Source organism: Streptomyces sp. NPDC051364 (assembly GCF_040682115.1).
GTDB lineage: Bacteria > Actinomycetota > Actinomycetes > Streptomycetales > Streptomycetaceae > Streptomyces.
Genome location: NZ_JBFBAH010000007.1, coordinates 119,131 through 139,499, shown reverse-complemented (window position 1 = coordinate 139,499; position 20,369 = coordinate 119,131). Strand labels below are relative to the sequence as shown.

At 72.8% G+C, this 20,369-nt stretch carries 20 protein-coding genes; 6 read left to right on the top strand and 14 right to left on the bottom strand.

The genetic code is table 11. The annotated features are described in order from the left end of the window. Positions 1-70: 70 nt before the first annotated feature. Positions 71-1,666 carry an alkaline phosphatase D family protein gene (locus tag AB0M76_RS17560; protein ID WP_365953661.1) on the bottom strand — a complete coding sequence of 532 codons (1,596 nt, stop codon included), beginning with the start codon at positions 1,664-1,666 and terminating at the stop codon, positions 71-73. A 106-nt stretch (positions 1,667-1,772) separates the two neighbouring features. Further along, positions 1,773-2,624, bottom strand: coding sequence for an alpha/beta fold hydrolase (locus tag AB0M76_RS17555; protein WP_365953660.1), 852 nt, complete (start codon positions 2,622-2,624; stop codon positions 1,773-1,775). Between the two features lie 332 nt (positions 2,625-2,956). Here AB0M76_RS17555 and AB0M76_RS17550 point away from each other — a divergent pair, with 332 nt between their 5' ends. Then, entirely contained in the window at positions 2,957-3,718 is a 762-nt protein-coding gene (locus tag AB0M76_RS17550; RefSeq protein WP_365953659.1) for a GntR family transcriptional regulator, read from the top strand. Between the two features lie 346 nt (positions 3,719-4,064). Here the strand turns inward: AB0M76_RS17550 and AB0M76_RS17545 are convergent, their stop codons facing one another. The 3 genes from AB0M76_RS17545 to AB0M76_RS17535 all read right to left on the bottom strand — a co-directional run bounded on the left by AB0M76_RS17545 (position 4,065) and on the right by AB0M76_RS17535 (position 7,169). Continuing rightward, entirely contained in the window at positions 4,065-5,222 is a 1,158-nt protein-coding gene (locus tag AB0M76_RS17545; protein WP_365953658.1) for an ROK family transcriptional regulator, read from the bottom strand. Between the two features lie 116 nt (positions 5,223-5,338). Next, positions 5,339-5,989 (bottom strand): response regulator transcription factor, encoded by a 651-nt coding sequence (locus tag AB0M76_RS17540; RefSeq protein ID WP_365953657.1) that lies wholly within the window; start codon positions 5,987-5,989, stop codon positions 5,339-5,341. 4 nt (positions 5,990-5,993) lie between these two features. After that, positions 5,994-7,169, bottom strand: a complete 1,176-nt coding sequence (locus AB0M76_RS17535) for a histidine kinase (protein ID WP_365953656.1) — start codon at positions 7,167-7,169, stop codon at positions 5,994-5,996. A 108-nt stretch (positions 7,170-7,277) separates the two neighbouring features. Here AB0M76_RS17535 and AB0M76_RS17530 point away from each other — a divergent pair, with 108 nt between their 5' ends. Genes AB0M76_RS17530 through AB0M76_RS17520 form a run of 3 tightly spaced genes read left to right on the top strand, consistent with a single transcriptional unit; the run spans position 7,278 to position 9,440 of the window. Beyond that, on the top strand, positions 7,278-8,189 hold the full coding sequence (locus AB0M76_RS17530) for an ATP-binding cassette domain-containing protein (RefSeq protein ID WP_365953655.1): 912 nt from the start codon (positions 7,278-7,280) through the stop codon (positions 8,187-8,189). 26 nt (positions 8,190-8,215) lie between these two features. Then, the gene (locus AB0M76_RS17525) at positions 8,216-8,965 is read left to right on the top strand and encodes an ABC transporter permease (RefSeq protein ID WP_365953654.1); all 750 of its coding nucleotides are present in this window, start codon (positions 8,216-8,218) and stop codon (positions 8,963-8,965) included. 40 nt (positions 8,966-9,005) lie between these two features. Next, entirely contained in the window at positions 9,006-9,440 is a 435-nt protein-coding gene (locus tag AB0M76_RS17520; protein WP_365953653.1) for a hypothetical protein, read from the top strand. Here the strand turns inward: AB0M76_RS17520 and mug are convergent. The 5 genes from mug to AB0M76_RS17495 all read right to left on the bottom strand — a co-directional run bounded on the left by mug (position 9,437) and on the right by AB0M76_RS17495 (position 14,703). Further along, positions 9,437-9,979, bottom strand: coding sequence for a G/U mismatch-specific DNA glycosylase (gene mug / locus AB0M76_RS17515; protein ID WP_365953922.1), 543 nt, complete (start codon positions 9,977-9,979; stop codon positions 9,437-9,439). The genes AB0M76_RS17520 and mug overlap by 4 nt on opposite strands. Then, complete coding sequence (gene purB / locus AB0M76_RS17510) at positions 9,976-11,409, bottom strand: adenylosuccinate lyase (RefSeq protein WP_266669237.1); 1,434 nt, start codon at positions 11,407-11,409, stop codon at positions 9,976-9,978. The genes mug and purB overlap by 4 nt, the downstream gene beginning before the upstream one ends. A 71-nt stretch (positions 11,410-11,480) precedes the next feature. Continuing rightward, positions 11,481-12,272, bottom strand: a complete 792-nt coding sequence (locus AB0M76_RS17505; protein WP_365953652.1) for an SGNH/GDSL hydrolase family protein — start codon at positions 12,270-12,272, stop codon at positions 11,481-11,483. 68 nt (positions 12,273-12,340) lie between these two features. Further along, a complete protein-coding gene (locus AB0M76_RS17500; RefSeq protein WP_365953651.1) occupies positions 12,341-13,366 on the bottom strand; it encodes a hemolysin family protein in 1,026 nt (341 codons plus the stop codon). Beyond that, positions 13,363-14,703, bottom strand: a complete 1,341-nt coding sequence (locus tag AB0M76_RS17495; RefSeq protein ID WP_365953650.1) for a hemolysin family protein — start codon at positions 14,701-14,703, stop codon at positions 13,363-13,365. Before AB0M76_RS17495 ends, AB0M76_RS17500 begins: the two co-directional genes overlap by 4 nt. Positions 14,704-14,897: 194 nt before the next feature. Here AB0M76_RS17495 and AB0M76_RS17490 point away from each other — a divergent pair, with 194 nt between their 5' ends. Next, entirely contained in the window at positions 14,898-15,323 is a 426-nt protein-coding gene (locus AB0M76_RS17490) for a GNAT family N-acetyltransferase (protein WP_365953649.1), read from the top strand. 42 nt (positions 15,324-15,365) lie between these two features. Here the strand turns inward: AB0M76_RS17490 and AB0M76_RS17485 are convergent, their stop codons facing one another. Then, the gene (locus AB0M76_RS17485) at positions 15,366-16,031 is read right to left on the bottom strand and encodes a class I SAM-dependent methyltransferase (RefSeq protein ID WP_365953648.1); all 666 of its coding nucleotides are present in this window, start codon (positions 16,029-16,031) and stop codon (positions 15,366-15,368) included. A gap of 268 nt (positions 16,032-16,299) precedes the next feature. Here AB0M76_RS17485 and AB0M76_RS17480 point away from each other — a divergent pair, with 268 nt between their 5' ends. Next, positions 16,300-16,923, top strand: a complete 624-nt coding sequence (locus tag AB0M76_RS17480) for a hypothetical protein (protein ID WP_365953647.1) — start codon at positions 16,300-16,302, stop codon at positions 16,921-16,923. Positions 16,924-16,992: 69 nt separating this feature from the next. Here the strand turns inward: AB0M76_RS17480 and bioD are convergent, their stop codons facing one another. From bioD to bioB, 3 genes are read right to left on the bottom strand one after another with little or no spacing between them, the layout of a single operon-like run. Then, positions 16,993-17,712 carry a dethiobiotin synthase gene (bioD, locus tag AB0M76_RS17475; protein ID WP_365953646.1) on the bottom strand — a complete coding sequence of 240 codons (720 nt, stop codon included), beginning with the start codon at positions 17,710-17,712 and terminating at the stop codon, positions 16,993-16,995. A gap of 1 nt (position 17,713) precedes the next feature. Then, positions 17,714-19,027, bottom strand: coding sequence for an adenosylmethionine--8-amino-7-oxononanoate transaminase (locus AB0M76_RS17470; RefSeq protein WP_365953645.1), 1,314 nt, complete (start codon positions 19,025-19,027; stop codon positions 17,714-17,716). Continuing rightward, positions 19,020-20,261 carry a biotin synthase BioB gene (bioB, locus tag AB0M76_RS17465; protein WP_365953644.1) on the bottom strand — a complete coding sequence of 414 codons (1,242 nt, stop codon included), beginning with the start codon at positions 20,259-20,261 and terminating at the stop codon, positions 19,020-19,022. The genes AB0M76_RS17470 and bioB overlap by 8 nt, the downstream gene beginning before the upstream one ends. Between the last annotated feature and the right edge of the window lie 108 nt (positions 20,262-20,369).

The following is a 20,369-nucleotide window of genomic DNA, read 5'->3' as shown; positions in this document are numbered from 1 at the left end:
GGCCGATTTCGCCCTGTTTTCCGGCGGGATTCCGGGAGCCGGAATCCCGCCGGCCGCCGGACCTGTAGTCCTACTGGCCCACGCGCCCGGGCCGAAGCGTCGTGGTGAAGAGAACGCCGCCGCCCTGGCGGCGCAACCGGACGGTGAGCTCCCCGCACTCGCCGTCGATGTCGACCTCCCCGTAGTACGGGGGGTTCTCGGACGGTGACATGTTGGCGAGGGGGGCCGACTGGACGTACGCGGTCTCGGGCCCGAACGTGGCGTCCAGCTTCCCCGCGGGGAACCCGCCCGCGCCGACGGGACCGGATACGAACTCCCAGAACGGCGCGAAGTCGGTGAAGGCGGCCCGCTCGGGGGCGTAGTGGTTCGCGGCCGTGTAGTGGACGTCGGCGGTGAGCCAGAGGGTGCCCGTGATGCGCTGGTGCTTGATGTGGCGCAGGAGTTCGGCGATCTGCAGCTCGCGGCCGAGCGGGGCGCCCGGGTCGCCCTGGGCGACGGCCTCGAAGTTCGCGGTCCCGTCGGCTACGACGATGCCCAGCGGCATGTCGGCGGCGATGACCTTCCAGGTGGCGCGGGAGCGCGACAGCTCGCGCTTGATCCAGGCCAGCTGCTCCTGGCCGAGGATGCCGATCGGGTCCACGGTCTGGCGGCCGGGGGAGTTGGCGTCGCGGTAGGTGCGCATATCGAGGACGAAGACGTCGAGCAGCGGCCCGTACCGCATCACCCGGTACATCCGGCCCTCGGCGCGGCCGCCGCGGAGGTCGGTGACGGGGAAGTACTCGCCGAAGGCCTGGCGGGCGCGGCCGGCGAGCGTGTCGATGTCCCGCACGGTGTAGCGGGGGTCGTCGATCACCTGGCCGGGGTACCAGTTGTTGCGCACCTCGTGGTCGTCCCACTGGGCGAGGACCGGCACCTGGGCGTTGAAGTCGCGCAGGTTGCGATCGAGCAGGTTGTAGCGGAAGTTCCCGCGGAACTCGTTGAGGGTCTCGGCGACCTTCGCCTTCTCCTCGGTGGTGATGTTGCGCCAGATGCTGCCGTCGCGCAGCGGGACGGAGGCCTGGATCGGCCCGTCGGCGTAGATCGTGTCCCCGCTGAAGAGGAAGAAGTCGGGGTCGCGCTGCCGCATCTCGTCGAAGACGCGGTACCCGCCGAGGTCCGGGTTGATGCCCCAGCCCTGGCCCGCGAGGTCCCCCGACCACAGGAAGCGCACGTCGTGGCGGCGGGAGACGGGGGTGGTCCGGAAGGTGCCGCGCACCGGCTCGCCCGTACGGCGCGGGTCGTCGGGGTCGGCCAGGATCACCCGGTAGTGGATCTGCTGCCCGGGCGGGAGGTCGCGCAGGGTGGTGGTGCCGGTGAAGTCGGTGGCGGGGCCGAGGAACGGACCGCCGTGGCGCCGGACGCCGTAGCGGAACGACTCGCTCGGGGAGGTCTCGACGTACATCCGCGCCGGCCGGTCGGAGCGCGTCCAGACGGTGGCCGAGTGTGCGGTGATCTCACCGGACTGGGTGCCCCACGGTGCGCTCGGGCGCCCGGAGCGGGTGAACGCCGGGGCGCTGACGGGCGCGGCGAGCGCGGGCGCGGCCAGCGCGCCGGACAGGGCGAGGCCCACCGGCACGGCGAGTGAACCGCCGAGCAGGGACCGTCGGGAGTGCGGAATCGGTGCCATCGGAGCGTCTCCAGGGGCCGGCGGGGACGGGTCGGACCAGTGTGCCGCCGCACACCGGCCCGCCCGCGTCGCGCAACCGAACCGTGGATGAACAGCCGTCAGCCGCTCAGCCCACCTGGCTGGTTGTGGCGCGCACCGTGTCCAGAACCACACGGGAGACCAGCGCCGGGTCGTCGTTCATCGGGACGTGACCGCATCCGCGGAGCCGGATCAGCCGGGCGTCGGGCACCGCGCGCTTGGCGCGTACGCCCTGGCGCGGCAGGAGCAGCCGGTCGCGGGAGCCCCAGGCGATGGTGACCGGCAGGCCGGGCACGTCCGAGGTGAACCGTACGGAGCGGCCCGCGGCCAGGGTCTCGTCGAAGCCGGTCGCCTCGCGCAGGGCGAGCGTCTCGGCGACCACGGCCTGCGGTGAACGGCGGGCCGGGTGGGCGTAGATGGTGCCGGTCAGCGCGGCCCGGCCGGCGGCGCTGCGCGAGAGCCGCTCCAGGGTGGAGTGGGGCAGCGTGAGCGCGCCGACGCGCATCGCGCGGAGGGTGGCGAAGGCGTATTTGCGCTCGGCCTCGGTCCAGAAGCCGGCGGGGGAGAGCGCGGTGACCGAGCGGGCCAGGTTGCTGCGGCCCATCTCGAGCGCGAGGAGGCCGCCGAGGGAGTTGCCGACGACGTGCGGGCGCTCGACGCCGAGGGCCGAGCAGAGCGCACCGAGTGCGGGGACGAAGGTTCCGAGGTCGTACGGCACCCCCTTGGGCAGGGGCTCCGAGACGCCGAAGCCGGGGAGGTCGACGGCGATCACGTCGTGCTCGGCGGCCAGGATGTCGATCACCGGGTGCCAGGCCTGGAGGTGGTGGCCGATGCCGTGCAGCAGGAGAAGCGGTGCGCCGGCGCCCTTGCGCTCGTAGGCGACGGTGGCGGTGCGGGGGCCCAGCTGCGATTCGATCGGGAAGGAGACCGTGGCGGTCATGCTGCTCCTCGTCGGGTGGACGCGTGTGAGACAGGCTGTCAGTAATGCCTGACGTCATGATTACCGCCCGGTAGCCCGCTACGACAAGCCTCCGGCGGATGTCGGCGTGCGTGTCGGCGTGCCTGTCGGAGTGCCCGTCGGAGTGAGCGAAAACATCGCATGAACGGCTTGATACGTATGCCCGATCTGCCCGGTAAAGGGGTGAGGATTGGTCTTGACCAAGGGGGTGTGCCGTCCTATCGTCGCAGGGATAGTGCAGGAACCTTTAATAAACAAAGGCGCGGAACTGCCGCTGGAACACGGCGATTGCAGCGATGGCAGGAGGAGTCAGGGTGGGGACCACGCAGCTCGAAACGGTGCCGGAGCCGAAGTACTGGCACCTCAAGACCGTCCTCAGCGAGGCGCTCGACCGCGACTTCTCCGTGGGCGAGGTCCTGCCGAACGAGCGTGAGCTCGCAGCCCGCTTCGGAGTCGCCCGCGCGACCCTGCGGCAGGCTCTGGAACAGCTCGAACTCGAAGGCCGCCTGCAGCGCCGCCGCGGCGTCGGCACCACCGTCGCCCCGCCGCGGGTCGGCGTGGCCGTCGGCAGCACGGGGCACAGCTGGCCCGGCGAAAGCGCCGACGGCTGGGAGATCGTGGACGTGGCCGGGGCCGTCCTGCCGTCCGCCGCCGTCCTGAAGCTTCTCGGCGGCGCCGCCGACCAGCCCGTGCACACCGTGCGCCGGAGCCGGGTCTCCCACGGCCAGGCCGTCGCCGCCGAGCTGCTGTACGTGCCGGCCGCCTCCGTGCCCGGCCTCTCCGCCATCGACGCCCCGGCCGGACCCGCCCGGGCCCGCGCCGTGCTGCGCGAGCTCCAGAAGCTCGCCCTGGACGGCCAGGACCGCTCGGTGGAACTCGGCTCGGCGCGGGCCGACGACGCCAAGGAACTGGACCGGCTGCCGGGCGCCCCGGTGCTGGTGGTCACCACCCGCTACTTCACCGCCGCGGGAACGGCCGCCGTCTCGGTCGCCACGTACCGCGCGGACACCTGCCGCCTGACCTTCGGCGACACGGGAGACGTGGAGATCACCCACGAAGCCCGCGTCGCCTCCTGACTCCCGCGCCCCGGAACGGCCCTGCCCCCGCACCAACGGGAACAGGGCCGTTCAGCGTTGCCGGGCTACCCGGGCTATCGGGCTTCGGGGCTTCCGGCCCCCGGCGGGCCGACACCCGAGGGCCGGGGTGGCGAGGGGCCGGGCTCCCCCGGCTGTGACTGCGGGACCCGACAGGGACGGAGTCAGCGGCGGGCCGGGGAGCCAGCGGTGGACCGGCGCCCGGGGCCGCCCGGCGGTGGCTGCGGCAGCTCGCTCGGGCGCCGCCGGGCGGCAGTCGGCGCCGGACCGGAGGCCCAGAGCCGGGGCATCTCCCCGGCGGTGACCCCGGGAGCCGGCCGGGGCGCGGTCAGCGGCGGCGGGTTGTGACCGTTTTCTCCACCGCGAAGAGCTCTTCCTCCACATGGTCCAGCGCCAGGCGCAGGGCTCCGGTGGCCACCGCGGCCTCGCCGAGCAGGGACTGCGCCACGCGCGGCGGGCGCAGGCAGTAGCGCTCCAGCTCCCGGCGCAGGGGATCCAGCACCCCGTTCAGGCCGGCCGCCCAGCCGCCGACCACGACCAGCTCCGGATCCATGGCCAGCACCAGCGCCGCCACATCGTGCACCAGCCGCTGGATGAAGCGCTCCACCGCAGCCACGGCCTGCTCGTCGCCCCGCTTGGCCATGGCGAACACCTCGGCCACCGCCTGCTCGTCCAGCGGATGCAGTGGTTCGCCGGTCATGGACAGCAGCTTCTCGGGCGTGACCTCGCGGCCCAGCAGGTGCAGGGCACCGATCTCGCCGGCCGCCCCGCCGAACCCGCGGTGCAGCCGGCCCCCGATCAGGGAACCCGCCCCGGGGCTGAGCCCCGCCATCACGAACACCATGTCGTCGGTGTCCTGCGCGGCGCCCTTCCAGTGCTCGGCGACTGCTGCCGCATTGGCGTCGTTCTCCACCTGTACCGGGCAGCGGAACGAGCGCCGCAGCCGCTCGCCGAGCGGCAGACCGGTCCAGCCGGGCAGGGCCGTGCCGAGGCGCACGGTGCCGTCCGCCTCCACGATGCCGGGGCTGCCGACGCCGACCGCCCGCAGGGAGTCGCGCGGTACGCCGGCCCGCCGCAGCAGATCGGCGACCGCCGCCCGCACCCGCTCGAGCCGCTCGTCGGCTGACGCCGTCTCGGCGACCTCCTTGGTGCCGGCGCCGATCACCCGCCCGTCCAGCCCGGACAGCAGCACCGCGATCCGGTGCGAGCCGATCTCGATGCCGAGGAGGTGCCCCGCCTCGGCCCGGAACCGGTAGCGCCTGGCCGGCCGCCCTTGGCGCCGCGCGCCCTCCTCCGCACCCGCCTCGACGACGAGCCCGGTACCGATCAGCCCTTCGACCACGCCTTCGACGGTCGGCCGGGACAGCCCGGTCACCCGGGTGAGGTCGGTGAGTGTCGGCGATTCCGCCGCCCGCAGCGCACGCAGCACCACGGCCGAATTGATCCGCCGGAGCAGAGAGGGATCCCCGCCGGTCAGCTGCCCCAACGTGTGTCCTCCCAGCTAGCGAGCTTGTCTGCCGGATGGTACTGCGCCCCCGGGGCCGGGGCGAGATCCAGCCCCCCATCGGCCGGAACCGGCTGTTCCCTTCAGGCCGGGGCGACTCACGCCGGGGCGACGAATCCCGACTCGTACGCCGCGATCACGGCCTGGGTCCGGTCCCGCGCCCCCAGCTTGCCCAGAATCGCGCTCACATGGGACTTCACCGTCTCCGTGCCGACGATCAGCTCGCGGGCGATCTCGACGTTCGTCAGCCCTCGCGCCATCAGCCGCAGCACCGCCTCCTCCCGCTCGGTCAGCGCGGCCCGCTCCAGCACCGCCCGCGCCTGCCGGTTCCCGTACTCCGCTGCGAGGGCCCGTACGGCCGCGGGGAAGAGCAGCGTCTCGCCCTCCGCCACGAGCCGTACCGCGTGCACGATCTCGGAGGGGCGGGCCCGCTTCAGCAGGAACCCGTCCGCCCCGGCCCGCAGGGCCTGGTACACGTACTCGTCGTTCTCGAACGTGGTCACCACGAGGATCTTCGGCGGAGAGTCCACGGTCCGCAGCACCGCCCGTGTCGCCTCGATCCCGTCGAGCAGCGGCATCCGCACGTCCATCGCCACCACGTCCGGCCTCAACTGCCGGACGAGCGGGACGACGGAGGCCCCGTCGGCCGCCTCACCCACCACTTCGATGTCGGGCTGGGAATCCAGGACGGCACGCAGACCCGCACGTACCAGGGGTTCGTCATCGACGAGCAGAACGGTAACCGGCATCCGGTCAGCGTATTCGCTCCAGCGGAAGCCGAGCGCGCACTCTCCAACCGCCCTCGAACGGCCCGGTCTCGGCCTCTCCGCCGAGCAGTGCGGCCCGCTCCCGCATCCCGCGCAGCCCGCTCCCGCTGCCGGGGATGAAGGCGGGTCCCTCCGGCAGCGGGTTCGTCACCTCCATGTCCAGCCTGCCGACGGCCATCTCCACCCGGACCCGCACCGGCACCGGACCGCAGTGCCGCAGCACGTTCGTGAGCGCCTCCTGCAGGATCCGGTAACCCTCCCGGGTGACCGGGCCCGGCAACTGCTCCAGCCGCCCCGTCAGTTGCGCGTCCACCTCCGCCCCCGAGGCGCGGGCCGACTCCAGCAGCCGGTCGGCTTCCACCAGCGTCGGCCGTTGCGAGGCGGGCTGTGGCGACTCCCTCAGGACCAGCAGGACCCGTTCCAGATCCTCCAGCGCGACCCGGCCCGTCTCCTCGATCGCGCCCAGAGCACGGACGGTGAACTCCGGGTCGCCGGCGGCCCGGGCCGCGCCCGCCTGCAACACGGCAACCGTCAGGGCGTGTCCGATCGAATCGTGCAGCTCCCGCGCGATGCGGGTCCGCTCCAGCAGCTGCTCAGTGCGGGCCTCCAGGGCGGTGAGCCGCTCGGCGGCGGAAGGCCCCAGCAGCCGGTGCGCGACGGAGGTGACCAGCTCGCCCAGCAGCACCACTATGACGATGAGAAGGACCAGCGGCACCGGAACGAGGAGCGCGGCGGCCCAACGCGGCGGAGCGAAGGGGATCATGAGGTCCGAGTTGAGCGGGTGCCCGAGCGCCGCCGTGATCAGTTCGACCGTCGTCGCCGGGAGCAACACGGTCGCGGCCATGGCGGCGAGCGCGATGACGAGGCGTGCCTCGAGCCACAGCAGCGTCCGCCACCGGTCGCCCCACCGCGCCGACGGCGCGGCACTGATGCCGCTGTCGGGGGCGACGCGGTCGTGCGGCGTGAGCAGGAACTGGGCCTGCAGCCCCTCCGCCAGCCGCACCCACGGCACCAGGCCGAACGGTATGACGATGACCAACGGCATCCACGGCCACGCCGGCTTTATGAACATCCACAGGGCCAGCAGCAGCATGGGCACGCACAGATGCAACCAGCGTGAGTAGGTCACCGGTTGGAGCGGGGCACGGAGCAGTCGGTACATGCGCCCATCGTGGCAGTGCGCGGCCCGGCCGCGTCTCCCCCACGTGGGGGAGACGGCACCCTCGCACGGGGGAGGGAAGGGGGTGGGTCGGGCAGCGAGTCTTGAGCCATGAACAGCATCGAGATCCGAGAACTGACCAAGGAATACGGCCGCACCCGGGCCGTGGACCACCTCACCTTCGACGTACTGCCCGGGCGGGTCACCGGGTTCCTCGGCCCCAACGGAGCCGGGAAGTCCACCACGATGCGCCTGCTGCTGGGCCTGGACCGGGTGACCTCGGGGACGGCCACCATCGGCGGCGCGCGGTTCACCGACTTCCCCGACCCGCTCCACCGGGTCGGCGCGCTGCTGGACGCACAGGCGGCCCACGGCGGGCGCACCGCCAGGGACCACCTCCGCATCCTCGCCGCCGCCAACCGCATCCCGGTGGGCCGGGTCGAAGAGGTGCTGGAGCAGGCAGGCATCGCGTCGGCGGCCGGGCGGCGGATCAAGACCTTCTCGCTCGGCATGCGCCAACGCCTCGGGATCGCCGCCGCGCTGCTGGGCGATCCCGCGGTGCTGCTGCTGGACGAGCCGACCAACGGCCTCGACCCCGAAGGCATCATCTGGATCCGTGAGCTGATGCGGAGCCTCGCCGCCGAGGGACGCACGGTGCTCGTCTCCAGCCATCTGATGTCCGAGACCGCGGCGCTCGCCGACCACCTGGTCGTGCTCGGTCAGGGCAGGCTGCTGGCCGACTCCTCCATGGAGGAGTTCATCGAAGCCCGCAGCACCCCGAAGGTGCGCCTGCGCACCTCCGACCCGGTCCGGCTACGGGCGGCCCTGGCCCGGGAGGGCTTCGAGATGGCGAGAGCCGACGACGCGCGCTGGACCGTGGACGGCATACGGGCCGAGCAGCTCGGCGGCATGGCAGCCAGCGAGGGCATCCCCGTGCTGGAACTCTCCGACGAACGCGCCTCGCTGGAGCAGGCCTACCTCGACCTCACCGCCGACCACGCCCGGTTCGCCGCCACCCACTGACTTCCCCTGACTCAGGAGGCTTCGCCATGAGCACTGCTCTGCCCACCGTCCCCGTCCTGCGCTCGGAATGGATCAAGATACGGTCCCTCCGCGGCACCTTCGGAGCGCTGATCGCCGTCTTCGCCGCGACGGTGGGGATCCAGGTGCTGACGGCCGCGGCCATGGGCCAGGCCGAAGCCGGCAGCATGGGGGACGATCCGCTCCTCGGGGCCTTCTACGGCGTCAACTTCGGCCAGATAGCGGCCTTCGCCTTCGGGGCGAGCGTGCTGTCCGCCGAGTTCCACAACGGCGCTCTGCGCACCTCGCTGACCGCGGTGTCGAACCGTACCCGCTTCTACCTGTCGAAGATCGCCGTGGTGGGCGTACTCGCCTTCGTGGTCGGCCAGATCACCGGCCTTCTCACCTTCGTCCTGGGCCAGGTGCCGATGGGCCGGTACGCGCTCTCGCCGGGGGATCCGGGCACCCTCCGCGCCGTGTTCGGCAGCGGTGTGTACCTGATGCTCATGGCCTTGCTCGCGGCCGGGCTGACGGCGGTGCTGCGCAGTGCGGCGGTCGTGCTGAGTGTGCTCATACCCTTCGTCGTCATGGCTCCGTTCATCATCGGCCAGGCCGCCGGCGGTGCGGCCGAGTTCCTTCCGGACCAGGCGGGGCAGCTCGTCATGCACCTGGACTCCGCCGGTCGGCTGGGTCCCTGGAGCGGCCTCGGGGTGCTGGCGCTGTGGGCGCTGGCCGCGGTGGCCGGCGGCTGGACGGCCGTGCACCGGCGGGATGCGTGACGCCGAGCCAGTTGTCAGTGGGTCCCGGGATACTGACGGCATGACCACGGCAGAGCATCTCGACACGATCGACCGGCTCCGGACGCGTGACTTCCCCGAAGTCCGGGGCAGGTCCGAAGTGGGCACCAGCGGGCCCGGCTACCACCTCGCCGAGCTGGGCGGGAGCCGGTGGTACGGGGACGAGGACGCGGCCGAGCGCCTGGCGCACGAGGACCAGGTGTCCGCCGAGTACGAGGCCCTGACCCAGCGGCTGGAGGAGCGGTGGGGGAAGCCCGACCGGTTCACGCTCGACAGCCTGAAGCTGCGGGCGGAGTCCGGGGAGGTGGAGCAGCCGTGGCAGGAGATCGGCGACACGAGCGAGCACCTGCACCTGTGGCGGGCCGGGGACCGCTGGGTCGCCGTCTACGAGGCCCGCTGGGGGGCCGACCACTCACCGCAGCTCATGGCCGCGGTGACCGTGATCGACCCGCCCTAGGGGGTTGCCTCGGCGGCCACGCGGAGGCGGGCGTACTCCTGGGCCATGGACTCTGCCGTCCAGTGGGCGTTGAGGCCACTGGGGTTGGGGAGCGCCCAGATGCGGGTGGAGCCGATGGTCCGGTCCTGGGGGCCGATCTGGGCTTTTCGCTCGTCGAAAGCCGTGCGGTAGGCCGTGACCCCGACGACCGCCAGCCACTGCGGGCGCAGCTGTTCCACCTTGGCGGTCAGGATGCGGCCGCCCTCGCGGAACTCCTCGGCGCTCAGCTCGTCCGCCCGGGCCGTGGCGCGGGCGACGACGTTGGTGATGCCGAGCCGGTAGGTCAGCAGCTCCTCCTGCTCCGCTGGAGCGAAGCGGCGCGGGGTGAAGCCGGACAGGTGCAGGACGGGCCAGAAACGGTTGCCGGGGCGGGCGAAGTGATGGCCCGTCGCGGCGGAGAGGAGACCCGGGTTGATCCCGCAGAACAGCACGCGCAGACCGCCCGCGACCACGTCCGGGATGACGCGGTCACGGGCGGCGCTCAGCTCTTCGGGGGTCAGAGGATCGATCCCGGCGTGTACCCGGCGGCCTCCGGGTGCTGCTTGGCGATCGCCTCGATACGGGAGACCACCGCGGCGACCTGGTCACCGGCGGCGCCCGTGAAGGACAGCTTGTCGGCCATCAGGGCGTCGAGCTGGGCCCGGTCCAGCGGCATCCGCTCGTCGGCGGCCAGCTTGTCCAGCAGCTCGTTGCGCTCGGCGCCCTGCTCGCGCATGGCGAGCGCGGAGGCCACCGCGTGCTCCTTGATGACCTCGTGGGCGGCCTCGCGGCCGACACCCGCCCGCACCGCGCCCATCAGGACCTTGGTGGTCGCGAGGAACGGCAGGTAGCGGTCCAGCTCGCGAGCCACGACCGCCGGGAAGGCGCCGAACTCGTCGAGGACCGTCAGGAAGGTCTCCAGCAGGCCGTCGAACGCGAAGAACGCGTCGGGCAGCGCCACCCGGCGGACCACGGAGCAGGAGACGTCGCCCTCGTTCCACTGGTCGCCGGCCAGCTCACCGGTCATCGAGGCGTAGCCGCGCAGGATGACCATCAGGCCGTTGACGCGCTCGCAGGAGCGGGTGTTCATCTTGTGCGGCATCGCGGAGGAGCCGACCTGGCCGGGCTTGAAGCCCTCGGTGACCAGCTCGTGGCCGGCCATCAGGCGGATCGTCTTCGCGATCGACGAGGGGGCGGCGGCCAGCTGCACCAGGGCGGTGACCACGTCGTAGTCGAGCGAGCGCGGGTAGACCTGGCCGACCGAGGTGAAGGCCTGGGCGAAGCCGAGGTGGGTGGCGATCCGCTGCTCCAGGTCGGCCAGCTTGGCGGCGTCGCCGCCGAGCAGGTCGAGCATGTCCTGGGCGGTGCCGACCGGGCCCTTGATCCCGCGCAGCGGGTAGCGGCCGAGCAGGTCCTCCAGGCGGTCGTAGGCGACCAGCAGCTCGTCGGCCGCGGTGGCGAAGCGCTTGCCCAGGGTCGTCGCCTGCGCGGCGACGTTGTGGGAGCGGCCGGCCATGACCAGCTCGGCGTGCTCGCCGGCCAGCTTGCCGAGGCGGGCGAGGACGGCAACCGTGCGGTCGCGGGCCAGCTCCAGCGAGAGCCGGATCTGCAGCTGCTCGACGTTCTCGGTGAGGTCGCGGGAGGTCATGCCCTTGTGGACGTGCTCGTGGCCGGCGAGGGCGTTGAACTCCTCGATGCGGGCCTTCACGTCGTGCCGGGTGACCTTCTCGCGCTCGGCGATGGAGGCGAGGTCGACCGTCTCCAGGACACGCTCGTAGTCGGCGAGGGCGGCGTCCGGGACGTCGATGCCGAGGTCCTTCTGGGCACGGAGTACGGCGAGCCACAGCCGCCGCTCCAGCGTCACCTTGTACTCGGGGGACCACAGGACGGCGAGCTCCGCGGAGGCGTAGCGGCCGGCCAGGACATTGGGGATGCGGGGCTTGGCTGTCACGTGTAGGGATTCTACTTGGGCCGCAGCTGTGCGTTTACGCAGGTGGCGACCCTGCCCCGGATTGTGCCTTGCTACGAGAGCCGCTCGCCCGCGGTGGCCTCGTACGGCAGCAGCTCCGGGCGCTTGGCCGGGCGGCCGTCCCCCGAGGAGCGGCCCGTCAGCCGGCGGCCGACCCAGGGCAGCAGGTGCTGCCGCGCGAAGCTCAGGTCCTGGGAGCGGCGCACGGCCCAGCCCGGGGGCACCGCGGGCGCGAGCTCGGCGCGCCAGTCCTGCTCGGGCGGCAGTCCCAGCGTCTGCCAGACCGCCTCCGCCACCCGGCGGTGGCCCTCGGCCGTCAGGTGCAGCCGGTCCATGTCCCACATGCGGGGGTCGGCCAGCACACCGGCCCCGTACAGGTCCGCCACCAGGGCCCCGTGCCGGGCGGCGAGCTCTTCGATGATGCCGAAGAGCTCCTCCATGCGCGGCCGGAAGCGGTCCATCACCGGCCCGTTGCGTCCCGGGGAGCGCATCAGCACCAGCGTCTTGCACGTGGGGGCCAGCAGCCCCACGGCCTCCTCCAGGTGCCCGCGCACCCGGCCCATGTCGACCTTCGGACGCAGGGCGTCGTTCAGGCCCCCCACCAGGGTCACCACATCGGCGCGCATCGCCGCCGCGACCGGGGCCTGGTCCTCGGCGATCTGCCCGATCAGCTTCCCGCGGACCGCGAGGTTCGCGTACCGGAAGCCGGGCTCGCGCGCCGCGAGGCGGGCGGCCAGCAGATCGGCCCAGCCGCGGTAGGAGCCGTTGGGCAGCAGGTCGGACATGCCCTCGGTGAAGGAGTCGCCGACCGCGACGAAACTGGTGTAAGGCGCATTCATCTCCATGGCGGAGCGATGCTACCGCGCGGTACGCCGGCCCCGCAGGGCCGGGGTACCGCGCGGTAGCAGCCGCGTCAGGCGGAGGCCGGCCTGCCGAACAGCTCGCGCAGCACGTCCTCCATCGTGACCAGGCCCGTCATCGCCCCGCCCGAACCCATGACCGCCGCCAGGTGCGTCCGGCTGCGCCGCATCGCGGTCAGCACGTCGTCCAGCGGCGTCTCGGCCCGCACCTGGGCGATCGGGCGCAGCACGGACACCGGGAACGGCTGGTCCCGCTCCGGTCCGTCCGCGTCCAGAGCATCCTTGACGTGCAGGTATCCGAGGATCCTCGCCTGGGCATCGATAACCGGGAAGCGGGAGTACCCGGACTCGGCCGACAGCCGCTCCAGTCCCGCCGGCGTGATGCCCTCCCGGGCCACCACGACCCCGTCCAGCGGCAGCACCACATCGGTGACCGGCCGCCGGCCCAGCTCCAGGGCGTCGTGCAGCCGCTCGCTCGCCCGGTCGTCGATCAGCCCGGCGTTACTGGAGTCCTTCACGATCCGGGCCAGCTCGTCGTCCGTGAAGGTCGCCGCGACCTCGTCCTTCACCTCCACCCGCAGCAGCCGCAGCAGGAGGTTGGCGAAGGCGTTGATCGCGAAGATCACCGGCTTCAGCGCCCGGGCCAGGGTCACCAGCGGCGGGCCGAGCAGCAGCGCGGTGCGCACCGGCTCGGACAGGGCCACGTTCTTCGGCAGCATCTCGCCGAAGAGCATGTGCAGGTACGTCGCCAGCGCCAGTGCCACCACGAACGAGATCGCGTGCGTCAGCCCGGACGGCACCCCGAACAGGTCGAACAGCGGGGTGAGCAGGTGGGCGATGGCCGGCTCGGCCACCACACCGAGGACCAGGGTGCACAGCGTGATGCCGAGCTGCGCCGCCGCCATCAGCGCCGACAGGTGCTCCAGGCCCCACAGCACGGCGCGGGCCCGCCGGTCGCCCTGCTCGGCGTACGGCTCGATCTGGCTGCGCCGCACCGAGATCAGCGCGAACTCGGCGCCGACGAAGAAGGCGTTGACGACCAGGGTCGCCAGGCCGATCAGCAGTTGGAGCACCGTCATCGGGCTCCCTCCCCACCCATGTCCTGCGACGGCTCGACGGGCGCGTGCAGCAGCACCCGCGCCGCCCGCCGCCCGCTGGCGTCCACCACGTCGATCCGCCAGCCGCCCAGCTCCATGCTGTCGCCGACGGCCGGGATCCGGCCCAGCTCGGTCGCTATCAGCCCGGCCAGCGTCTCGTACGGGCCGTCCGGCACGCGCAGTCCGATCCGCTCCAGCTGGTCGGTGCGCGCGGCGCCGTCGGCGGAGTAGAGGCGGCGCCCGGAGGCGTCCGTACCGGCCGGGGCCAGGTCCGCGGTCTCGTGCGGGTCGTGCTCGTCGCGCACCTCGCCGACGACCTCCTCGACGATGTCCTCCAGGGTGACCACGCCGGCGGTGCCGCCGTACTCGTCGATCACCACGGCCATCGTCTGGCGGCCGGACAGCAGGTCCAGCAGTCGGTCCACGGTCAGCGACTCCGGCACAAGCAGCGGTTGGCGCAGCAGCTGGGAGACGGGCCGGCGGCGCCGTTCCTCTGCGTGCAGCGCGAGCACGTCCTTGATGTGGACCGTGCCGACGACGGTGTCGAGGCTGCCCCGGTAGACCGGGAAGCGCGACAGACCGGTCGCCAGCGTCGCGTTCGCCACGTCCTCGGCGGTGGTGTGCACGTCGAGGGCGGTGACCTGGACGCGCGGGGTCATGACGTTCTCCGCGGTCAGGTCGGCCAGGTTCAGGGTCCGTACGAACAGCTCGGCGGTGTCCTTCTCCAGCGCGCCCGCCTTGGCGGAGTGCCGGGCCAGCGCCACCAGCTCCTGCGGGGTGCGCGCGGAGGCCAGCTCCTCGGCCGGCTCCATGCCGAACCGGCGGACCATGTGGTTCGCCGTGCTGTTCAGATGGCTGATGAACGGCCGGAAGGCACGGCTGAAGACCCGTTGCATGGTGGCCACCCGCTTGGCGATGGCCAGCGGGGACGAGATCGCCCAGTTCTTGGGCACCAGCTCGCCGACGACCATCAGGACGACGGTCGACAGCACCGTGCCCAGGATCAGGGCGGTGGAGGAAGCGGCGCCGGCCGACAGCCCCATGGCCTCGAAGGGGCCCTGGAGCAGGGCGGCGATCGACGGCTTGGAGATCATGCCGATGACCAGGCCGGTCACGGTGATGCCGAGCTGGGCGCCGGAGAGCTGGAACGTCAGGCTGCGCACGGCCGCCAGGGCGCTCTCGGCCCCGCGCTCACCGCGCTCGACGGCTTGGTCGAGCTCGCTGCGCTCGACGGTGGTCAGCGAGAACTCGGCCGCGACGAAGACTCCGCAGGCAAGGCAGAGCAGCAGCGCCACGAGGAGCAGGAGCACTTCGGTCATCGGTCGGTCACCTCCGTTCCATGATCAGCCAGGAGGAGGGGTATCGCGCGATGTCGGGTACTGGGGGGCTCGCCCATGGGCGGACGCTCACACCTTTCGATCGGGTCGGTCGGCTTGCTCCACAAGGGTAAAGGACGGGCAAAGAGATCGGATCATTCATTTGGCGGAGTGCACCCGGATGATGGGATCCGGACATGAGCGATCTTCACATCGGTCCCGCGTCGGGCGCCGATCTCACCGCCGTGCTCGACTTCTGGAAGACCGCTGCCGAGGGAACGAGTATCAGCGACGACCTCGCCGGGGTCGAGCAGCTCCACGCCCGCGATCCGCACGCCCTGCTGCTCGCCCGGCGCGAAGGCGAACTGGTCGGCACCGTGATCGCCGGCTTCGACGGCTGGCGCTGCCACCTCTACCGGCTCGCGGTCCACCCGGCACACCGCCGCCAGGGCATCGCATCGGCGCTGCTGGCCGCCGCGGAGGAGCGCTTCGAGGCGCTCGGCGGACGGCGTGCGGACGCCATGGTGCTGGACCGCAACGAGCAGGCGCACGGGGCGTGGGACGCGGTCGGGTACCACCGCCAGGACACCTGGACACGCTGGGTCAAGCCGCTGGGCGGCTGAGGCCCGGCGGGCCGGGCCCGGCCCGCCGGGCGCCGGACACCCCTACGCGGGACCGCGGCGGGCGGAACCGATCACGCAGTACGAGGTGGGGAGTGCCGGTCCGCGCTCGGGCAGCCGGAAACTGCGGTACGAGACGACCCGGAAGCCGGCCGCCTCGATCGCGGCGGCAGGGTCCCGCGAGGTGTGGCACCCGCCGAAGAGGTGGGGCCACACGGTCCGGTCCAGCGTGCGCTGGACGGCGGCCATGCCGCGGGTGGGCGCCCGGCCGTGCTCGAAGAAGCGGAGCTCGGCGTCGGGGCGCAGCACCCGGTGGAGCTCCGCGAGCGAGCGGGGCAGGTCCCGCACGGTGCACAGCACGAGGGAGGCGACGGCGGCGTCGAAGGCCTCGCTCTTGACCGGGAGGGCCTCGGCGACACCCGGCACGACGTCGACGGGTACCCCGGCGCGCAGGGCGGCGTCGGCCGCGAGCCGGCGCAGTCTCCGTTCCGGTTCGACGGCGACGACCTCGGAGACGGCGCGCGGGTAGTGGGCGAAGTTGAGGCCGTTGCCGGCGCCGATCTCGATGACCCGGCCGGAGACCCCGTGCAGGAGTTCGCTGCGGAGGGCGGCGATACCTCCGCGGGTATCGGCGGTGGTGCTGAACCGGGCGTAGAACCGGGCGAAGAGCGGGTGGTCGACGGAGTCCGGGTCTTGGTGCGGTGTGGCCATGGCGGGTCTCCGGGGCGGGGTGGCGGCGGGTGCGGTTGCCCTTCCGGGCTGTTCCCCGTCCCGGCGGCCGGTAAAACCGGCGCCGGCGGCCGGCAAAACCGGCGCCGGCGGGCGGGACCGCCTCCCGCGGCCCCGCCGGGGTGCTCGTCGGGGACGGCCGTCCGCGTGTCGATTGAGTACGCGTACTCAGGAGCCCGGGACCTGCGGTGGGGACAATCGGGGGATCCGCCCCGCCCGCCGGGGCCCGCCCAGGGAAAGTGGAGACCAAGTGACATCCCGTACCAGCCCCGCCGGCGCCGTGTTGCTCGCTGCAGGACTACTCGCGCTGACCGCCTGCGGCACCACGGTGTCCGGGAGCGGCGCGGCTGCGGACCCGTCCCCGGTGCTGTCGCCCGGCCGGACCCCGGACTACGCCGCCGAGGCGGCAGCCGCGGTGGCCCGCCACGACAAGCTCTTCCCCGAGGTGGCCGAGCTGTGCGAGGGCAAGGAGAGTGCGGCCCCGACCGGGTCGGCCACGCCCGGTGAACTCCCCACGGACCCCGCAGCGCGCAAGTACGCGGAGAACCACGCGTACAAGAACGAGGCCACGCTCACGCCTGCGACCAAGTGCCGGGGCGACGCGCACGCCGCGCGGATCAAGAAGGCGCTGGGCGGCGAGGACGGGAAGGGCGGTCCGAAGTCGAAGGAGGAGCTCAGCGGGCTCCTGACCGGGATGGGCTACAAGCTGGAGACCGGAGGCGTGTACGCATCGAGCACGGGCAACCTCTCGTTCGTCCTGTCGATTCCGGAGAGCGGGCCGTGTGTGACAGGCCATGTGACCCCGCCGATGAGCGTGAAGGCCCACGGGGTCTACATGGAGGGCGGCTGCAACGAGCCCCGCGGCGGCCACTGAACGCGCCGCGGCCGGAACGGCCCGGCGGGCCGGGTGGCGCCGCCGGGCCGATGAGGTCCGATTCCGGGATCAGGGCTGCCAGGCCGTCAGGAACGACTCCGGGGACCAGGTGCCCGCGAGGGCGGGGGACAGCCAGGTGGGGGCCGCCGTGCGGAAGGACTCCGGGGACAGGGACCCCGAAGCCTCCGGGACGGCGCCCAGCAGCGGGAGCCCCGAGGAGGACGGGAGGTCCGCCAGGTTGCAGCGGCAGGCCAGGTCCGGCTCGGCCGGCCAGCTGCCGATGACCACGCCCAGGGCCTCCAGCTCCCGTGCCCGGAGGGCCTCGGCCGTCAGGGTCGTGGAGTTGAGGGTGCCGAGGGCCGCCGGGGCGACCACCAGCACCGGGGCGCCGAGGAGGCGGGCCGCATCGGCCAACGTGTGGCCCGCCTCGTCGAAGCGGACCAGGAGACCGCCCGCGCCCTCCACCAGGACCAGGTCGTGGGACCGGGCGAGCCGGTTCGCCGCCTCCGCGACGGCGCTCGGCGAGACCGTGGGCAGGCCCGCGCGGCGGGCCGCCGTGTCGGGGGCCAACGGCTCCGGGTAGCGGGCCAGTTCCACCGCCGTGACCGTGGAGCCGGCCAGGCGGACGGCTTCCGCCGCGTCGCCCGGCTCGGTCGCGTCCACGCCGGTCTGCGCGGGCTTGAGGACCGCCACCGAGCGGCCCGCCGCCACCGCGGCCGCCGCGATCGCCGACGTGACCACCGTCTTGCCGATCTCCGTGCCCGTGCCCGAGACCATGAGTACCGTCATGTCAGCCCTCCGCCGCCGCCGCGCACACCGCGCGGCAGATGCGGGCCACGTCGCCGTCGCCCGTGACGAACGGCGGCATCACGTAGATCAGGTCCCTGAACGGGCGCACCCACACGCCTTCGCGGACCGCCGCCCGGGTCGCCGCGGCCACGTCGGCCTCGTGGGTCAGCTGGACCACGCCGATCGCGCCCAGGACGCGTACGTCCCGGACGCCGGGCAGGTCCCGCGCCGGGGCCAGGCCCGCCACGAGGCCCGCCTCGATACGCTTGACCTCACGCTGCCAGTCCTGGCCGAGCAGCAGGTCGATCGAGGCCAGCGCCACCGCCGTGGCGAGCGGGTTGCCCATGAACGTCGGCCCGTGCGCGAGGACCGGTACGGCGCCCCGGGAGATCCCGTCCGCCACCCGCTCCGTGCACAGCGTGGCCGCCAGCGTGAGGTAGCCGCCGGTCAGGGACTTGCCCAGGCACATCACGTCCGGGGTCATCCCCGCGTGGTCCGCCGCGAACAGGGCGCCGGTGCGGCCGAAGCCCGTTGCGATCTCGTCCAGGATGAGCAGGACGTCGTACTCGTCGCACAGTTCGCGCAGCACCCGCAGGTAGCCGGGGTTGTGGAAGCGCATGCCGCCCGCGCCCTGGACCACCGGTTCCACGATCACCGCGGCCAGCTCGTCCGCGTGCGCGGACAGCAGGGAGCGCAGGTGGTCGACGTACGCGGGGTCCACGGGCGCGTCGAAGCCGCTCGGCGGCACGTCGGCGAAGACCTGGCGGGGGAGGATCCCCGACCAGAGCTCGTGCATACCGCCCTCGGGGTCGCAGACCGCCATCGGCGTCCATGTGTCCCCGTGGTACCCGCCGCGCCAGGTCAGCAGCCTGGTCTTGCCGGTTCGGCCGATGGAACGCCAGTACTGGAGGCACATCTTCACCGCGACCTCGACCGAGACCGAGCCCGAGTCGGCGAGGAAGACGTGCTCCAGGCCGGGCGGGGTGATCTCCACCAGCCGGGCGGCCAGCCGGACGGCGGGCTCGTGGGTGAGCCCGCCGAACATCACGTGGGACATGCGGCCGAGCTGGTCGGTCACGGCCTCGTTCAGTACCGGGTGGTTGTAGCCGTGGATCGCCGACCACCAGGAGGACATGCCGTCGACCAGCTCGTCCTGTCCCTGGGAGGGTTCGGCCAGCCGCAGCCGGACGCCCGAGGCGGAGGAGACGACCAGCGGCTCCTGCCGCCCGGGCATGGGGCCGTACGGGTGCCAGACGTGCTGCCGGTCCAGCGCGAGCAGTTCCGCGGCCGGCATCGCGTGGTGCGGGTCAGGCATTGGGCGCGAGGTCCGTCCCTGCGCCCCGGCGGCGGACCGCCACCAGGCCGGGGCGGACCTCGCCCGCCGAAGCCTGAGCCGGCGCCTGCACCGACGCCTGGGCCGCCGCCTGTGCCGGGGCGGCCTCGGGCTCGTGGCCCGAGCAGCCGCCGCACGCCGCGCCGCAGCCCGCCTCGGCCGCCGAGGAGCCGCAGGGTCCGTGGGCCGCGGCGGCCGCGGCCATCGCGTCCGCGCGGTGCGCCGGGAGGGTCGTCGTACCGGCGCCCTCCACCTCGAAGCCGGCGTCCGCGATCATGTCGAGGTCGGCCTGGCCGGCCTGGCCCTCACTGGTGAGGTAGTCGCCGAGGAAGATCGAGTTCACCAGCTGGAGCGCCAGCGGCTGCATGGTGCGCAGGTGCACCTCGCGCCCGCCGGCGAGCCGGACCTCGATGTCGGGGCAGACGAACCGCGCCATCGCGAGGATCCGGAGGCAGCGCTGCGGGGTGAGGTTCCACTCCTTGGCCAGCGGGGTGCCCTCGAACGGGATCAGGAAGTTGACGGGCACCGAGTCCGGGTCCAGCTCGCGCAGCGAGAAGACGACGTCGACCAGGTCCTCGTCGCTCTCGCCCATGCCCGCGATGAGACCGGAGCAGGCGGACAGGCCCGCCGCGTGCGCCTTCTGTACCGTGTCGACCCGGTCCGCGTAGGTGTGGGTCTTGGTGATCTGACCGTAGGTGGCCTCGGACGTGTTGAGGTTGTGGTTGTAGGCGTCGGCGCCCGCGTCCTTCAGGCGCTCGGCCTGGCCGTCCGAGAGCAGGCCGAGGCATGCGCACACCTCGACGCCCTCGTTCTGCTCCTTGATCGCCTCGATCGTCTTGCCGACCCGCTCCACGTCGCGGTCCGTCGGACCGCGCCCGCTCGCCACCAGGCAGACGCGCTTCGCGCCGCCCGCCACACCGGCCGCGGCGGCCTGGGAGGCCTCCTCCGGCTTCAGCCACGTGTACTTGAGGATCTCCGCCTTCGATCCCAGCCGCTGGGAACAGTAGGAGCAGTCCTCCGGGCAGAGCCCGGACTTCAGGTTGACCAGGTAGTTCAGCTTGACCCGACGCCCGAACCACTGGCGGCGCACCTTGCCGGCCGCGGCCACCACGTCGAGCAGTTCGTCGTCAGAGGTCGCCAGTACGGCGAGTGCCTCTTCGCGGGTCGGCAGCTCGCGCCGCAGCCCCTTGTCCACCAGGGTGTTCAGCAGGTCCATGACGCCGATCCTGGACCACACGACCACTCCCGGCCAAGGAGAGATCGCACAACATGGCCGGAACGGAGTGTGTGTATCGCCACACCTGGCACTCGGGTGACGGCCGTT

Coding starts and splice junctions, on each gene's coding strand:
- AB0M76_RS17560 (WP_365953661.1), bottom strand. CDS start 1,666: ATGGCACCGATTCCGCACTCCCGACGGTCCCTGCTCGGCGGTTCACTC.
- AB0M76_RS17555 (WP_365953660.1), bottom strand. CDS start 2,624: ATGACCGCCACGGTCTCCTTCCCGATCGAATCGCAGCTGGGCCCCCGC.
- AB0M76_RS17540 (WP_365953657.1), bottom strand. CDS start 5,989: ATGCCGGTTACCGTTCTGCTCGTCGATGACGAACCCCTGGTACGTGCG.
- AB0M76_RS17535 (WP_365953656.1), bottom strand. CDS start 7,169: ATGTACCGACTGCTCCGTGCCCCGCTCCAACCGGTGACCTACTCACGC.
- AB0M76_RS17530 (WP_365953655.1), top strand. CDS start 7,278: ATGAACAGCATCGAGATCCGAGAACTGACCAAGGAATACGGCCGCACC.
- AB0M76_RS17525 (WP_365953654.1), top strand. CDS start 8,216: ATGAGCACTGCTCTGCCCACCGTCCCCGTCCTGCGCTCGGAATGGATC.
- AB0M76_RS17520 (WP_365953653.1), top strand. CDS start 9,006: ATGACCACGGCAGAGCATCTCGACACGATCGACCGGCTCCGGACGCGT.
- AB0M76_RS17505 (WP_365953652.1), bottom strand. CDS start 12,272: ATGGAGATGAATGCGCCTTACACCAGTTTCGTCGCGGTCGGCGACTCC.
- AB0M76_RS17500 (WP_365953651.1), bottom strand. CDS start 13,366: ATGACGGTGCTCCAACTGCTGATCGGCCTGGCGACCCTGGTCGTCAAC.
- AB0M76_RS17495 (WP_365953650.1), bottom strand. CDS start 14,703: ATGACCGAAGTGCTCCTGCTCCTCGTGGCGCTGCTGCTCTGCCTTGCC.
- AB0M76_RS17490 (WP_365953649.1), top strand. CDS start 14,898: ATGAGCGATCTTCACATCGGTCCCGCGTCGGGCGCCGATCTCACCGCC.
- AB0M76_RS17485 (WP_365953648.1), bottom strand. CDS start 16,031: ATGGCCACACCGCACCAAGACCCGGACTCCGTCGACCACCCGCTCTTC.
- bioD (WP_365953646.1), bottom strand. CDS start 17,712: ATGACGGTACTCATGGTCTCGGGCACGGGCACGGAGATCGGCAAGACG.
- AB0M76_RS17470 (WP_365953645.1), bottom strand. CDS start 19,027: ATGCCTGACCCGCACCACGCGATGCCGGCCGCGGAACTGCTCGCGCTG.
- bioB (WP_365953644.1), bottom strand. CDS start 20,261: ATGGACCTGCTGAACACCCTGGTGGACAAGGGGCTGCGGCGCGAGCTG.